Raw genomic sequence first — 14,725 nt, forward strand, 5'->3', positions numbered from 1 at the left:
GCGGGATGCCAGCGGGATGCCAGCGGGATGCCGGTGGGCTAGCCGGTCCGGCCCAGCCGCCGCCTGATCGCGGCCACGGCCTGCCCCACATCCGCCACCCCCAGCAGCTGCAGCGCCCCCAGATAGAGCGCCACCCCCAGCATGATCAGCACGCCCACATCCACCAGCCGCATGAGCGCCCCCGCCTGCATCGCCCCACCCAGCGGGGTCTGGCCCAGCACGACAAGCCCCCCGGCCATAAGGCCCGCGCAGCCCAGCATGCCCGCAAGCTGGCGCGCCAGCCCGGCATCGGGCAGCAGCGCGCCGCGCCGCATGAGCAGCCATGCCAGCACGCCCGCATTGACCATGGCGGCCAGACTGCTGGCCAGTGGCGGGCCGACATGCGCCAGCCAGTGCATGAAGCTCAGGTTGAGCACGAAATTCAGCACAAGCGTGCCCATGCCCACCAGTACCGGCGTGCGCGTGTCACCGCGCGCGAAGAAGCCGGGCGAGAGCACCTTGACCAGCACGAAGGCGGGCAGTCCCACCGCATAGGCCCGCAGCGACTGCGCGGCCAGGACCGCGTCATGCGCCGAAAACTGCCCATGCCCGAACAGCGCCATCATGATCGGGGCGGCGACCACCAGCAGCCCCGCCGCCGCGGGCAGCGTCAGGATCAGGGCATAGGATATGGCCCGGTTCTGGGTGGTGTGCGCGCCCGCAATGTCGCCTGCCGCCAGGTACCGGGTCAGCACGGGCAGCAGGGTCGTGCCCGCCGCCGCCCCCAGCACGCCCAGCGGCAGCTGGTTGACCCGGTCGGCAAAATACATGAGTGACACGCTGCCCTCGGGCAGCAGGGTGGCGATGATGGTATCGACCAGGAAGTTGATCTGGGTAATGCCGCTGCCTACCAGCCCCACCCCCATGCGCGCCAGCAGCGTGCGGATCTGTGGCGTGATCCACGGCACGACCAGCCGCAGGCGCATGCCCGCCCGCCGCGCCGCGTAAAGCAGGATGCCGAACTGGATCACGCCCGATACGCTTACCCCCCACGCGGCGGCATGCGCCACATCGTCGGTAAAGGGGGGCAGGACGAGGATGGCCGCAATCCCCACCACGTTGAAGCTGACATAGGCCGCCGCCGCCACGCCAAAATGGTGCATGCCGTTCAGCACGCCGGATACGAGTGCCGCCCCGCAGATCATGAGCAGGTAGGGAAAGGTGATGCGGCTGAGCGATATGGCCAGCGAATCGCGCACGCCCCCGTGCGTGAAGCCCGGGGCGATCAGGCGCAGCACGCCGGGCATGAAGACCTCGCCCAGCACGGTCAGCAGCAGCAGCCATGACAGCAGCACGCTCATCGTCTCGCTGGCGAAGCGCTGGGCGGTCTCCCTGCCTTCGCGCTCCAGCAGGCTGGAGAACAGGGGCACGAAGGCGGCGTTGAGCGCGCCCTCGCCAAACAGGCGACGGAACATGTTGGGCAGGCGGAAGGCGATCTGGTACGCATCCTGCGCCACCCCCGTGCCCAGCAGGGCCGCCAGCAGCTGGTCACGCACCAGTCCCAGCAGGCGGCTGATCATGGTCCAGCCGCTTACGGTCAGGAATCCCTTCAGCATGGCGCGCGGCGGCTGCGCGGCATCAGTGGTCCATCACCGCGCGTTCGACCGCCATGCGCACCCGCCGGGATTCGGGCGAGGTGACGGAAGTGAACCAGTTGACCAGCTGCCCGTCGCGCCCGATCAGGTATTTGTAGAAATTCCACCGTGGCAGCGACAGGAACCCGCCCTCACGCGCCAGCCAGCGGAACAGCGGGATGGCCTGTGGCCCCCGGACATGGCTTTTGGCGGCAAGCGGGAAGGTGACGTTGTAGTTGCGCTGGCAGAACGTACCGATCTGTTCGGCCGTGCCCGGTTCCTGCGCGCCAAAATCGTTTGATGGCACGCCAATGACCGTCAGGTCATGGCTGCGCCATGTCGTCCACAGGCTCTGCAGGCCCTCGTATTGCGGGGTGAATCCGCATTTGGAGGCGGTGTTGGCAATCAGGATCGGCTTGCCCCGCAGCTTCGACAGGTCGATGTCGGGTCCGTTGAGGGCAGGCAGGATGAAATCGTATAGTGTGGTCATCGGGATGCTCGGTCTCGTATGCGCGCCGGAAGGACCGGATTGCAGGCTGCGCTGCCGGGGGTCAAGCCGCCTGTTTGCAGATGTGGGATGTATGGGGTGGTCGCCTCAGGCAAATTCATGTCCCACCGGCCGCGCCAGAAGCTGCCTGCTGGCGTCAGCCATGGTGGTCGTGCCCGCCAGCAGGCTGGCCACGGTGGCGATGACCGGCGCGTTCACCCCGTGGCGCCGGGCCAGGTCGTGCAGGGCGGGGGCGGTGGCCATGCCTTCGGCAACACCTTCCAGTGCATTGGCGGCTTCCTGCGCGGGGGTGCCGTTGCCAATGGCCAGCCCCAGCCGGTAATTGCGCGAGGCAAGGCCGGTGCAGGTCAGCAGCAGGTCCCCGATTCCTGCAAGGCCGGACAGGGTTTCCGGCCGCCCCCCCAGCGCATGGGACAGGCGGCCAAGCTCGGCAATGCTGCGGGTGATCAGGGCCGCGCGTGCATTTTCCCCCAGTCTGGCCCCCATGGCGGCCCCTGCCGCGATGGCCACCACGTTCTTGGCGGCCCCCCCGATCTGCACGCCGGTCGGGTCATCACTGGCATAAAGGCGGAAGGCGGGGGTGGTGAGCAGGTCGGCCAGCCTGCGCGCCTGCGTGCGCTCGGCACAGGCCAGCACGGCGGCGGCAGGCAGGCCCGCGGCGACCTCATGCGCGAAATTGGGGCCGGACAGCACGCCCAGCATGCTGTGGGGGAACAGTTCGGCCAGTACCTGCAGGGGCATGAGGCCGGTTGCCTGTTCGATTCCCTTGCAGCATGCGATCATGGGCGCGCAGGGCGGTACGGTGCGCGCTGTCGCGCGCAGGTGCTGGGTGGGGCAGGCCAGCAGGATCAGGTCGGCCTGGCGCGGCAGGGTGCCGGTAACCGTAATGGCGGCGGGCAGCGCATAGCCCGGCAGGCGCGGCATGACGCGGCCCGCGGACATGGTGGCGGGGTCGCGCGCCCACAGGCAGACCTCCGCCCCCGCGCGCGCGGCCTGCAGCGCAAGGGCCGTGCCCCATGCGCCTGCGCCAATCACGGCAATCCGTGCGGTATGGGTCATCCGTTCGTTCCCTGAGCATCGTGTGCCGTATCCGGCATTCTGGTGTTGCCTTATCGCAGTGCGCCTGTCCGGGTTGCGGTGCAAGGGGCTGTCTGCCGCCGCGATGTCAGGCGGGGATGTCGGTGCCTGTCGCGGTCATCCGCTGTGCCATCTCCGCCAGTGGCCAGCGCGGACGGGGGCGCAGGGCGATATCATCGGGTATGGGCAGTCCCGCCGCCCGGCGCGCGCGCATGGTCTCGATTGCGGCCCATGCCACCATCACCGCGTTGTCCGTGCACAGGCGCAGCGGCGGGGCGGCGAAGGGCAGGTTATGTTCATGGGCGAATGCCCGCAGGCGCGCCCGCAGCACGCCATTGGCCGCAACGCCGCCCGCCACCACCAGCGTGGTGGGGCGTTCCATCATGTCCAGCGCGTGGCCAAGGCGGTCGATCACGATATCGCTGACCGCCTGCTGGAAGCCTGCAGCAATATCGGCGGCAAGCGGGCGTGGCAGGGCTGTCCGCACCTCGGCGGGCAGTTTCTGCGCCACGGCGGTTTTCAGGCCGGAGAAGGAAAAATCGCACCCGGCCCGGCCCATAAGCGGGCGGGGCAGGGTAATGGCATACGGGTCGCCTTCCAGCGCCAGCCGTTCCACTGCCGGGCCGCCGGGCCAGCCCAGGCCCAGCATCTTGGCCACCTTGTCAAACGCCTCGCCCGCCGCGTCATCAATCGTGCCGCCCAGCCTGCGGTAATGGCCCACCCCTTCCACCGCGATGCACTGGCAGTGCCCGCCCGAGACCAGCAGCAGCAGGTAGGGAAAGGGCGCGCCATTGCCGGCCACGCCGGGCAGGCGGGGGCTGAGGGCATGGGCCTCGATATGGTTGACGGCAATGAAGGGCCGGTCCAGCGCAATGGCCATGCCCTTGCCCATGTCAGCACCCACGATCAGCCCGCCAATCAGCCCCGGCCCGCAGCTTGCGGCAATGGCGCCCAGGTCACGGGGGCGCAGGCCCGCCCGGGCCAGCGTGTCACGCACAAGGCCAGGCAGGGCGGCAAGATGGGCACGGGCCGCGATTTCGGGCACGACCCCGCCAAATGGCACATGGCCGGATTGCGATAATGTCGTTTCTGCCAGTATCTCGCCATCCGCGCGCACGATGGCGCAGGCGGTGTCATCGCACGAAGATTCAATGGCCATAACGGGAGTTGGCAGATCGGGGCCTGTCTGTTCGGTATCGGGCATGGCGCAATTTACAATGCGGGTGTGGCGAATGTCATCTTTCCTTTATCGCGGTGCGGTAATAGACACGCGATATGGAGTCCGCAAAGCCATCCGCCCCGTTTCCGTCGTCCGCGCTACAGAAAGTCGCGGCCGAGGCTGCTGCACGCCAGCGAAAGGAAGCCACACATCCCGAACCCCACCGGCGGCAGCTGCCGCTGAAGGTCGGAACGCGTGCCTCTCCGCTGGCGCTGGTCCAGACACGGGCGTTCCTTACGGTCCTGACCCGTTTCTGCCCTGTATTGCGGGACATGGGGGCGTTCCAGGAACACCAGATCAGCACCACGGGCGATCAGGTGCAGAACCGCAAGCTGGCGGAAATTGGCGGCAAGGGCCTGTTCGCCAAGGAAATCCATGAAGCCCTGCTGGATGGGCGGATCGACTTCGCGGTGCATAGCCTGAAGGATCTGGAGACCACGCTGCCGCCGGGGCTGGTGCTGGCCTGCACGCTCAAGCGCGAGGATGCGCGTGATGTACTGATCCTTGGTCCCGGCTGTGGGGAGCCGGACCCGGCGGACCCGTATTCCGTACTGCCGCAGGGCGCGCTGGTGGGGTGTGCCTCTGTCCGCCGCCAGGCGCAGATGCTGCATGTGCGCCCGGACCTGAAATTCGGCCTGCTGCGCGGCAATGTGCAGACCCGGCTGGACAAGCTGGCCGCGCGTCAGTGCGATGCCACCCTGCTGGCCTATGCCGGGCTGCGCCGGCTGGGCATGGAAGACCGCGCCGACGTGATCCTTGACCCCACCATCATGGTGCCCGCCGCCGGACAGGGGATCGTGGGCGTGACCGTGCGGGAAAGCGACGTGGAACTGCGCGAACTGCTTTCCGCCATCGAGGATTACGAGGCCCGCGCCGTCGCCACGGCCGAGCGCGCGCTGCTGGCGGAACTGGACGGGTCGTGCCGCACCCCCATTGGCGGTTACGCCCGGCTGATCCCGGTGGTGGCTGGTGGCGCACCGGAACTGCACCTGACCGGCCTTGTCGCGCGGGAGGACGGGTCGTTCCTGCTCAAGCGCTCCATAAGCGGGGCACCGGCGGATGCGGCGCGTCTGGGGCGCGACCTTGGCCGCAGCCTGCGGGCCGACAGCCCGGCCGATATTTTTGTTGAAGAAAAATAACCGCTCCTGTCGCGCCCATGCGTGACGGGGTGATCATTACCCGCCCCCCGCCCGGCCTTGCCCCCACCATGGCGGCAGTGGCGGGGGCAGGGTGGCGGCCCATCGCGGCCCCCATGCTGCATGTCGTGCCCCTTGGCCTGACCTTGGGGGCCTTCCGTCCCGATGCCGTTGTGCTGACCAGCGGGCAGGCCCTTGCGGCGCTGGATGATCCGCGCCTGCATGCCTGCCCCTGCTATGTGGTGGGGCAGGCGACGGCCCGCCGGGCACGGGCGGCGGGTTTCAGTCATGTCATTCCGGCCTCCGGCACGGCGGCGGAGCTTGTGGCGCTGCTGCGTGCGTCCTGCCGGGCGGGAAGCAGGCTGCTGCTGGCGGTCGGGCGTGGCTATGGGGGCGACATGGCAAATGAACTCCGCGGTGCCGGTTTCCGCGTGGCGCGGCGGTGTGTCTATGCCATCGAACCGGTGCGGGTGCTGCCCGATGCGACGGAAGCGGATCTGCGGGCGGAGCAGGTGGCGGCGGTCATGTTCTATTCCACCCGCACGGCGGAAGCCTTCGTGGCGGCGCTGGGCCCGGTTGTGGCGGGGATGCTGGCGCGGGTGGACGCGATTGCCATGTCGGGCACGGTTGCGGCGGCGTTGACGGGCGGGCCGCACTGGCGGGCCGTAAGGGTGGCGACCCATCCCGACCAGGACGCCATGCTGGACAGCCTTGGGCGACCTGATTCAAATTAACCATTTGATAAAAAACGATAAAACTTTTTGGGTGCCGCCCTTTTTCAAAAAGGGCGGCGTTTCTTGAAGCTTTTTGAAAAAAAGCTTCACCAGAACCTTCCCTGATACTTTTCAGGCCGGGCTGGCGCGCGGGGCGTATGCGCGACCTTGTATAAAAAAAGCCGGGAGCGCGATGCCCCCGGCCTTTCTGGCTGCCTTGGTCAGGCTATGTGGCCCGACACAGGCTCAGGCATGGCCTGGCGTCTGGTCGAACGAGTTGCGCTTGGCCTGCCACAGCGCCACGAAGTCGATCGGCTGCAGCACCACGGGCGGGAAGCCGCCATCGCGCGTGACTTCGCTCAGGATATTGCGCACGTAGGGGAAGATCAGGCGCGGCACTTCCACCAGCAGGATCGGCTCGATCAGCTCGGCGGGCGGGTTGTTCAGTGTCGCGATTGCCGCATAGGACAGCTCGGCAATGAAAACCGGCCGGCCGGCGGGGCCGCCCTCGGTCTGCGGGGCTTCGCTCGCTTCGGCCTTTACGGTCAGGACCACCTCGAACACCGGCTGTTCCTGTTCCAGGCGGTTGGCCTGCACGTCGATGTTGACCGAGATCTGCGGGTTGGTGCGCAGCGTTGCGAATATTTCCGCCCCGGCGGGCACCTCGAACGAAAGGTCCTTGATGTACTGAAGGTTGATTGCCAGCGGAAGGGCGGGGGGCGCGCTCTGGCCGTTTTCAGGGCTGGTCGGCTGGGTCGTGTCGGACATGCTTGTCTGTATTTCCCGGAGGTCAGTGGAAAAAGGAAAGAATCCCGTATTCTCTGGCCGTAGCATGGGCATGCGGGCGATGCCATACCGCGTGCCGGAATTTTAACGCCTCTTGTGCATTGTGCTGGCAAAGGGCCTTGCCTATGTTGTGGCGCAGGGTAACTTCTGGCAGGGCGCCCGCCTGCCGTTATGGACGCGCGGCATGAATTTTATCTCTGGTCATTTTCCGCTGGATCTTGTTGTTCTGGGGCTGGTGGCTGTCTTCCTTGTCCTGCGCCTGCGCAGCATCCTCGGCCGCAGGGTCGGGGCCGAACCGGCGGTGCGCCCCATGGCGGCCCAGCCCGCGGCCCAGCCGATGGTGGAAAAGCCTGTCGAACCCCCGCCGCCCGCCATTACCTATGAAATTCCCACTCCTGATACCCGCGTGGGCGGCGTGCTGGCCCGCATCGCGGCCCTCCAGCCCGGCTTCACACCCCAGGAATTCGCCCGGGGAACCGAGACCGCCTTCCGCCAGATCGTGGGTGCCTATGCGGCGGGTGATCTGGACGTGCTGCGCGAACGGCTGACAGCCGCCACCTTTGGCGCGTTCGAGGCGGCGATCCAGTCCCGCCAGCAGGCGGGCGAGGTCCTGCGCAGTGAAATCCGTGACATTACCGACATCGCCATCATCGGCGCGGAAGTGGATGAGGCCGCAGGCCCCAGTCCCCTTGCCCGTATTGAGGTGCGGATCGTATCGGACCAGATCAGCCTGACGGTAGACAGCAGCGGCCACCCCGTGGCCGGCGTGGACGCGGTGACCGAATTCTCGGACCTGTGGACGTTCGAGCGCCTGCTGGGTGTCAATGCGCCCGGGGCCGGCTGGCGGCTGGGTGCCAGCCGCAGCGCATAGGCCGCCGTGCCATAATTTCCCGATAAACTCATGATCTGTCTGTGTGCATGAAAGTATTCAAGCATATTGCGCCGCTGTGCGCCGTTATTGCCCTGTGTGGCTGCCATACCCAGTCCCCCGTCACCGGTGCCGCCCAGGAACGCAGCCCCGCCCCGGCGCGGGTACGTCATGTCCCCTTCCATGCCCTGCCCGGATGGAAGAATGACGCGCAGGAAGAGGCGCTGTCCGTATTCCTGGAAGACTGCCACAAGATCACGAGCTTGCCCCCGGACAGCAGCCTGGGGGGGGAAGCCACGTCCCGTCCCGGCCGGGTGGTAGGGGACTGGCAGGCGGCCTGCCAGGCCGCGCGTGACGTGCCGGTGGGCGACCGGGCGGCGGCGCGGGCATTTTTTGAACAGTGGTTCCGTCCCTACACCATGCCGGCGGGTCCGCGCGCGGGTGGCATGCTGTTTACCGGCTATTACGAACCCGAGATCAGGGGTTCCCTGCGGCGGGGGGGCATGTACCAGACCCCGGTCTACCGCCGCCCGCCCGATCTGGTGCGTGAACGCGACGCACAGGGCAATATCGTGACCGGCCGCAGGCAGGACGGGCAGATCGTGCCCTACTGGACCCGTGCCGAGATCGATCAGGGGAGGCTTGCGCACAAGAAGCTGGAAATGCTCTGGCTTGCCGATCCGGTTGACCTGTTCTTCCTGCAGATACAGGGGGCCGAGCGGGTACGCCTGCCCGATGACACGATCATCCGCCTTGGCTTTGATGGCCTGAATGGCCAGCCCTATGTGCCGCTGGGGCGCGTCATGGTGGCGCAGGGGCTGCTGGGTGCGGATGACGTGAACATGGCCTCCATCCGCGGCTGGCTTGAGGCCAATCCCGACAAGGCACGGGAGATGATGGAGAAGAACCCCAACTACGTCTTCTTCCGTGAACTGGATGGAGCGGACGTCCGGGCCGGTGCGCCGGGCGCGCTGGGCGTGTCGCTTGTGCCGGGGCGTTCGGTTGCGGTGGACCGGGCCTACATTCCGCTGGGCAGCCCGGTATGGGTGCAGGCACAGGTGCAGGTGGACGGTCACCCCGCAACATGGGAGCGGCTTGACTTCGCACAGGATCTGGGCACTGACATCAAGGGACCGGACCGTGCCGACCTGTATATGGGCTGGGGACCGGAAGCGGCGCAGGCCGCGGGCAACCTGCATTCGGGTGGGCAGATGATCGTGCTGGTGCCGCGAAGCAGGCCGAAACACGAACACGAACACGAAGCATCCGCCCAGTAACACCAGATCCGCCCGGGGCGGAGTAAAGAGCGCAGGAACATCATGACAGGGCGACCCCGCGCGGCGCAGGCTTCCGTACCGACACCCCGCCCGCCGCGGACGGTCCGTTACACCGAAGGTCCCCATCTGCTGGTCCGTGGCGACTGCGTGCGCGCCATGCGCCGCATGGAAGCGGCCAGCGTGGATGTGGTCGTCACCTCGCCGCCATACAATATCGGGCTGAAATACCGCACCTATCGTGACCGGCTGGAGGAAGACGGCTACCTGGACTGGATGGTCGAGGTCGCGGCGGAAGTGCGCCGGGTCATGCGGCCCGACGGTTCGTTCTTCCTCAATGTCGCGGGGTCTTCCGCCCAGCCGTGGCTGCCGTTCGAACTGATGGTCCGGCTGCGCGAACTGTTCGTGTTGCAGAACCATATCTCGTGGGTCAAGTCGATCTCGGTCGGGGTCGACACGCATGGCCATTTCAAGCCCGTCAACAGCCACCGCTACCTCAACCGCAATCATGAGCACCTGTTCCACCTGACGCTGAAGGGGGAGGTGGGACTGAAGCGGCTTGATATCGGCGTGCCCTACAAGGACAAGTCCAACATCGTGCGCCGTGGCCACCGCCAGGACCGCCGGTGCCGGGGCGATACCTGGTTCATCCCCTATGAAACCGTGCAGGGCAGGGCGCAGAAATTTCACCATCCCGGCACGTTTCCCGTGCTGCTGCCGCAGATGTGCATCCGCCTGCATGGCAAGAGCGCGCCCGTGGTGCTGGACCCGTTCATGGGCACCGGCACCACGCTGGTCGCGGCCGTGCGGGAAGGGGGGCGGGGGATCGGGATCGATCTCGATACCATCTATGTCAACGTGGCGCGTGAACGGGTCCGGCAGGCCATGCAGGCGCAGGCGGCGGGTGCTGCCGGAACGGATGATCGAAATGTTTGATCGTTTCCATTGAAACGATTATATTGACAAATAATTCCTGAATCGGCCAAAACCACTTCCAGTCTTGGGAAGGGGATTTCGCATGTCGGTCAGGAAGGCAGTTCTGGGGGCAATCGCCGCAGGCGGCGTGGTGTATGGCGGGACGGTCGCCTATCTCACGCATTTCGATCACGCCACGGCGCCGGCGCCCGCGGCGGCTGGCGTGGACGCCGTGTCCGCCAACGCCCTGAATGTGGTGCGGGAGGCACGCTGCGACTACTGCCACGCGGCCAATGTCGACCTGCCCTTCTATTTCAGCCTGCCGGTGGCCAATACGCTCATGAGCCGTGACCGCGCGGAAGGGCTGAAGCATTTCCGTGTGGAGCCGGTCATTACCGCGCTGCAGAATGGCAGCGTGCCCGATGAGGAGCCGCTGGCCCGCATCGAGGAAGTGATCAACCAGAACCGCATGCCGCCCACGCTGTACCTGCTCATGCACTGGCATGCCCACCTGTCGGCCGCCCAGCGTGACAGCATGCTGGCCTGGATTGCACAGGTCCGCCGCCAGCATTACGCCACTTCAGGGGTGGCCGACCGGTTCGCGGCCGAACCCGTGCAGCCGATACCCGAATCCGTGCCGGTCGATGCGCCCAAGGTGGCGCTGGGCCAGCGCCTGTTCTTTGACAGGCACCTGTCGGGGGACGGGCAGTCCAGCTGCGCAAGCTGCCACAGCCTGCAGCATGGTGGTGTGGACGGGCTTGTCACGGCAACGGGCATTTATGGCCGCAAGGGGCCGATCAATGTGCCGACCGTATTTGACGCGGTGTTCAACAAAAGCCAGTTCTGGAACGGGCGCGCCGCGACGCTGGCCGACCAGGCGGCCGGTCCGGTCATGAACCCGCTGGAAATGGGTTCGCATGACTGGTCGGACGTGGCGGCCCACCTGCGTGAGGACCCGAGCTATGTTGCGGGTTTCCAGGCCGCCTTTGGCAGCGACACGATTGACCAGGCCACCATTACCGGGGCAATCGCGGAGTACGAAAAGACACTGATCACCCCTGACAGCCGTTTTGACCAGTACCTGAAGGGCGATGACGCGGCCCTGAACACACAGGAAAAGCAGGGCTACAGGCTGTTCAAGGAGATTGGCTGCTCTGGCTGCCATACCGGGGTTTCCATGGGCGGGCAGGCGTTCGAGCCGATGGGGCTGGAAGGGGACTATTTCGCCGCCCGTGGGGGCGCCCTGACCGATGCGGACAAGGGACGCTTCACGGTAACCCACAACCCGGCGGACATGGAACGCTTCAAGGTGCCCAACCTGCGCAACATCGCGCTGACCGCGCCGTATTTCCATGACGGCAGTGTGAAGACGCTGGATGACGCGGTGCGCAAGATGGCGCGCTACCAGACGCCCGACCACAGCATTTCCGATCAGGACGTGGCCGATATCGTGGCTTTCCTCAATACGCTGACCGGGCGCTATCAGGGCGAGATCCTGCGTAATACGACGCCCTGACCAATTCCCGCTTGCCCCCTGCATGGCCCTGCCGCATACGCGGCGGGGCTTTTGCGTTATGGTCCGTGCCTGAAACCATGGACCTGCCCGGGCGGGTGTGATTCTATGCACCGCAGGCCATGGTGCCGGGGAAGGGGAAGCAGACCGTGAGGCAGCGCAGACTGAACGAGGAGGAACAGGCCCTGTGGTCGGCCTTCGCGCAGGGTATCGCGCCGTTACGCACGGCCCGCCATCTTCCGCCCGCATCCTTCGCCACGGGCCGCGCGCCTGCCGCCACGCCACCTGATCCTGATGCAAGGCCCGGCATGGACCGGGCGGATATCATGGCGCGGATAACGGCCGGGGCGGTGCATGCCGTGCATGCCACCGCGTCCCACGCCGTGACCGTGCAGAAAGGGAAGGGCGGCGCATTCGAGATTGGTGTGCGCAGGCCGGGGCTGGATGATACGAGCTGGCGCGGCCTGGTCAGTGGCAAGCTGCGGCCCGCGCGCAGGCTGGACCTGCATGGCCAGGTGGCCCAGACGGCGTTCCATCGCCTGCATGCCTTCATCATTCAGGCGCACGCGGACAACGTGCGCTGCATTGAAATCATTACCGGGCTGGGCAGTGGCCATAATGGTGGCATCCTGCGCCGGGAACTGCCGTTCTGGCTGGGGCGGGGGGATCTGGGGCGGCTGATCCTGGCGGTGGTGCATCCCCATTCCGCCAATCAGGGTGCCGTGCGCGTGCTGCTGCGCCGGCCCGGCCGGGCATCGCGCTAGGATGCGCGTGGGGCCTGCGTTATTATCCTAGTCCAGCCGCCAGGTCGGCAGCTTGGCCGCAAGCCAGCGGCGCAGCGCCATGATGGTCGTGGTATCGCCCGAAATCTGCTGTAGCGCCTGTGTCGCGTCCGTGCCGGTCAGCAGCGTGCGGCCGGTATCGTGGCCCATGGCCTGTATGGCGCCATCACGCATGGCCGCAGCCGTGGCCGTGCGCCAGCGCGCAAGGGTTGCGGCCTGTGTCAGCATGGGCAGCACAAGGGCAAGGTCAACCGACGCAGCCCCCGCCAGCGGTTTCCAGGCGGCATAGAGCAGGCTGCCCAGCGCGGAACGGGCATCCTGGCGCAGGCGGTCCTCCATGCCCATCACGGCCTGTCCCTGCACGCTGAAGGCGGTGGTGCGGGTGGACAGCGTGAACAGGGGGGCAAAGCCCGCCTGTGTCAGTGACTCGACCAGCGCCATCGTATCGGGCGCGCCCTGCGGGTCGGTGATTTGTATGGCATCGACCTGATTGTCATGCAGGGCGGCGGCGGCGGCCTGCGGGGTGGCCAGGCCGGTTACGGGAATGGGGCGCAGGCCGAACAGGCTCATGGCCAGCACGGTGGGCAGTTCGATGCCGGTCAGGGTGGATACGGCAATGCGCACCGGCCGGTCACGCATGAAATTGCCCAGGCTGCGGTGCAGCTGCGCCCGCCCGATCACGACCGGTACCGTCATGCTGAGCAGCAGCGGCAGCCAGCGGCTGTAGTCGAAATGGATGCGCAGGTCACCGCACAGCGAGGAGACAAGCGCCGAGCCGGGCGCCGCCAGCGCCATCATGCCATCGGATGCAAACTGGGAGTCGAACAGGTTGGCGCCCGTTACCCCGTCCTGCCCCACGGTGTTGCGCACCGGCAACGGGGCAGGCAGGCCAAACCCCTGTGCCAGGGCTGCGGGCAGTATCGGGCTCCATCGGTCGGCCATGGCGCTATGGTCCCCGGCCAGCAGCAGGCCGGGCGTGCCTGACGGGTTTGCCGGCATGGACAGCCGTTCCCGGGGCAGTTCGGACGCCATGGCCCGCCCCATGGCGGTGCCCGCCGCCAGCATGCCCAGCAGGGCCCGGCGGGTGATCATGGTCGTGCCACGCGCGCGGGGGCGGGGGGCGCCTGCCGGTCATGGCCCCGTCGCAACGGGCGGGGCGGGATCGGGAGCGGGTCTGGCTGGGTGGGTAAGGCGGGCATGGGCTATTCTTATGGCCAGTGGACTTCCGGGGGAAGGCTCATGAGGATGGCTTCGGTATTTCCACCCGTTTTAAGGCCAAAAATTGTTCCCCGGTCGTGCAGCAGGTTGAACTCCACATACCGCCCGCGCCGGACCAGCTGCGCCTTGCGCTGGGCCTCGGTCCACGGTTCCATCATCCGCCCGCGCACGATGTCGGGGTAGGTTTCCAGAAAACCCAGCCCCACATCGCGCGTGAAGGCAAAGTCGGCGTCCAGGTCCCCGGTGTTGAGCCGGTCATAGAAGATGCCGCCAAGCCCGCGCGGTTCATTGCGGTGGGGCAGGTAGAAATAGCGGTCACACCATTCCCTGAAGCGGGGATAGTAGTCCGGGTCATGCTTTTCGCAGGCCAGCCGGAAGCCATCATGGAAGCGCGCGGCGTCACTGATGGCCTCGGCGCTTTCGGGGAACATGGGGGTGATGTCGCCACCGCCGCCAAACCAGCCCTGCGTGGTGATGATCATGCGGGTGTTGAAGTGGGCGGCGGGCACAAGCGGGCTGCACATATGGGCCACAAGGCTTATGCCGGTGGCAAAGAAGCGCGGGTCCTGTGCCGCCCCCGGTATCGAATCGCGAAAGCCCGGGCTGAACTCCCCGCTTACGGTGGAAACGTTCACGCCCACCTTTTCGAACACGCGCCCGCGCATGAGGCTGATCACGCCCCCGCCACCCGGCGTGCCGTCATCGTTCGTGCGCTCCCACGGGGTGCGGATGAAGCGGCCGGGGACTTCTTTGCCGGGCAGGGTGGGGCTGCCGGCGGCGGCGGCCTCGTCCTCTATCTGTTCAAAGGCGCTGCAGATCCGGTCGCGCAGGCTTTCGAACCAGGCCCGGGCCGTATCCTTGAGGGCGTCGTGGGCGACAGGGGTGCGGGATGTTGTCATGGCTGTATCATTCTGCCCGTTCTGGTCGTTCGCAATGGATATTACGGGTGCCCGTTTGCACCGCCTATTGCAAGACGGGCGATTGCAAGGGCACGCTCCCAGCCGCTAGTGTCCTGATTCTGAAGTTTCGCTGATTTTGGTAGTACGGAGGCAGAATCGCTTGACGGCCTGCAGGATGTCGTCGGCGGATCTGGTCCATTTGAA

At 66.7% G+C, this 14,725-nt stretch carries 14 protein-coding genes; 7 read left to right on the forward strand and 7 right to left on the reverse strand.

Annotation, left to right across the window (positions count from 1 at the left end; all coding sequences use genetic code 11):
- Positions 1-38 precede the first annotated feature (38 nt).
- From murJ to tsaD, 4 genes are all read right to left on the reverse strand, one after another.
- Positions 39-1,595 (reverse strand): murein biosynthesis integral membrane protein MurJ, encoded by a 1,557-nt coding sequence (murJ, locus tag CFR78_RS07020; RefSeq protein WP_110581050.1) that lies wholly within the window; start codon positions 1,593-1,595, stop codon positions 39-41.
- A gap of 22 nt (positions 1,596-1,617) precedes the next feature.
- Positions 1,618-2,103 (reverse strand): glutathione peroxidase, encoded by a 486-nt coding sequence (locus tag CFR78_RS07025; RefSeq protein WP_007399225.1) that lies wholly within the window; start codon positions 2,101-2,103, stop codon positions 1,618-1,620.
- Between the two features lie 105 nt (positions 2,104-2,208).
- Complete coding sequence (locus CFR78_RS07030) at positions 2,209-3,180, reverse strand: NAD(P)H-dependent glycerol-3-phosphate dehydrogenase (protein ID WP_034931485.1); 972 nt, start codon at positions 3,178-3,180, stop codon at positions 2,209-2,211.
- A 106-nt stretch (positions 3,181-3,286) separates the two neighbouring features.
- Positions 3,287-4,402: a tRNA (adenosine(37)-N6)-threonylcarbamoyltransferase complex transferase subunit TsaD gene (gene tsaD, locus CFR78_RS07035; protein WP_034931487.1), complete on the reverse strand. Its 1,116-nt coding sequence runs from the start codon at positions 4,400-4,402 to the stop codon at positions 3,287-3,289.
- Between the two features lie 71 nt (positions 4,403-4,473).
- On the opposite strand from tsaD, the gene hemC reads away from it, so the two are divergent.
- Both hemC and CFR78_RS07045 read left to right on the forward strand, forming a co-directional pair.
- Positions 4,474-5,556 carry a hydroxymethylbilane synthase gene (gene hemC / locus CFR78_RS07040; RefSeq protein ID WP_007399228.1) on the forward strand — a complete coding sequence of 361 codons (1,083 nt, stop codon included), beginning with the start codon at positions 4,474-4,476 and terminating at the stop codon, positions 5,554-5,556.
- A gap of 17 nt (positions 5,557-5,573) precedes the next feature.
- Positions 5,574-6,287 carry a uroporphyrinogen-III synthase gene (locus CFR78_RS07045; RefSeq protein ID WP_110581051.1) on the forward strand — a complete coding sequence of 238 codons (714 nt, stop codon included), beginning with the start codon at positions 5,574-5,576 and terminating at the stop codon, positions 6,285-6,287.
- Between the two features lie 225 nt (positions 6,288-6,512).
- On the opposite strand, the gene secB is transcribed toward CFR78_RS07045, so the two are convergent.
- Positions 6,513-7,034, reverse strand: a complete 522-nt coding sequence (secB, locus tag CFR78_RS07050; protein ID WP_034931491.1) for a protein-export chaperone SecB — start codon at positions 7,032-7,034, stop codon at positions 6,513-6,515.
- Positions 7,035-7,236: 202 nt separating this feature from the next.
- On the opposite strand from secB, the gene CFR78_RS07055 reads away from it, so the two are divergent.
- From CFR78_RS07055 to CFR78_RS07075, 5 genes are all read left to right on the forward strand, one after another.
- The gene (locus CFR78_RS07055) at positions 7,237-7,923 is read left to right on the forward strand and encodes a Tim44/TimA family putative adaptor protein (RefSeq protein ID WP_139064304.1); all 687 of its coding nucleotides are present in this window, start codon (positions 7,237-7,239) and stop codon (positions 7,921-7,923) included.
- Between the two features lie 47 nt (positions 7,924-7,970).
- Positions 7,971-9,197 carry a murein transglycosylase A gene (mltA, locus tag CFR78_RS07060; protein WP_034931494.1) on the forward strand — a complete coding sequence of 409 codons (1,227 nt, stop codon included), beginning with the start codon at positions 7,971-7,973 and terminating at the stop codon, positions 9,195-9,197.
- 42 nt (positions 9,198-9,239) lie between these two features.
- The gene (locus tag CFR78_RS07065) at positions 9,240-10,130 is read left to right on the forward strand and encodes a DNA-methyltransferase (RefSeq protein ID WP_034931496.1); all 891 of its coding nucleotides are present in this window, start codon (positions 9,240-9,242) and stop codon (positions 10,128-10,130) included.
- An 82-nt stretch (positions 10,131-10,212) separates the two neighbouring features.
- Positions 10,213-11,625: a cytochrome-c peroxidase gene (locus CFR78_RS07070; protein WP_007399234.1), complete on the forward strand. Its 1,413-nt coding sequence runs from the start codon at positions 10,213-10,215 to the stop codon at positions 11,623-11,625.
- 146 nt (positions 11,626-11,771) lie between these two features.
- On the forward strand, positions 11,772-12,386 hold the full coding sequence (locus CFR78_RS07075) for a Smr/MutS family protein (RefSeq protein ID WP_007399235.1): 615 nt from the start codon (positions 11,772-11,774) through the stop codon (positions 12,384-12,386).
- Between the two features lie 27 nt (positions 12,387-12,413).
- Here CFR78_RS07075 and CFR78_RS07080 read toward each other — a convergent pair whose 3' ends face one another.
- Positions 12,414-13,496 carry a hypothetical protein gene (locus CFR78_RS07080; protein ID WP_007399236.1) on the reverse strand — a complete coding sequence of 361 codons (1,083 nt, stop codon included), beginning with the start codon at positions 13,494-13,496 and terminating at the stop codon, positions 12,414-12,416.
- 116 nt (positions 13,497-13,612) lie between these two features.
- The gene (gene hemF / locus CFR78_RS07085; RefSeq protein WP_034931497.1) at positions 13,613-14,521 is read right to left on the reverse strand and encodes an oxygen-dependent coproporphyrinogen oxidase; all 909 of its coding nucleotides are present in this window, start codon (positions 14,519-14,521) and stop codon (positions 13,613-13,615) included.
- Positions 14,522-14,725 lie beyond the last annotated feature (204 nt).

It is taken from the genome of Komagataeibacter rhaeticus, from assembly GCF_003207855.1.
GTDB lineage: Bacteria > Pseudomonadota > Alphaproteobacteria > Acetobacterales > Acetobacteraceae > Komagataeibacter > Komagataeibacter rhaeticus.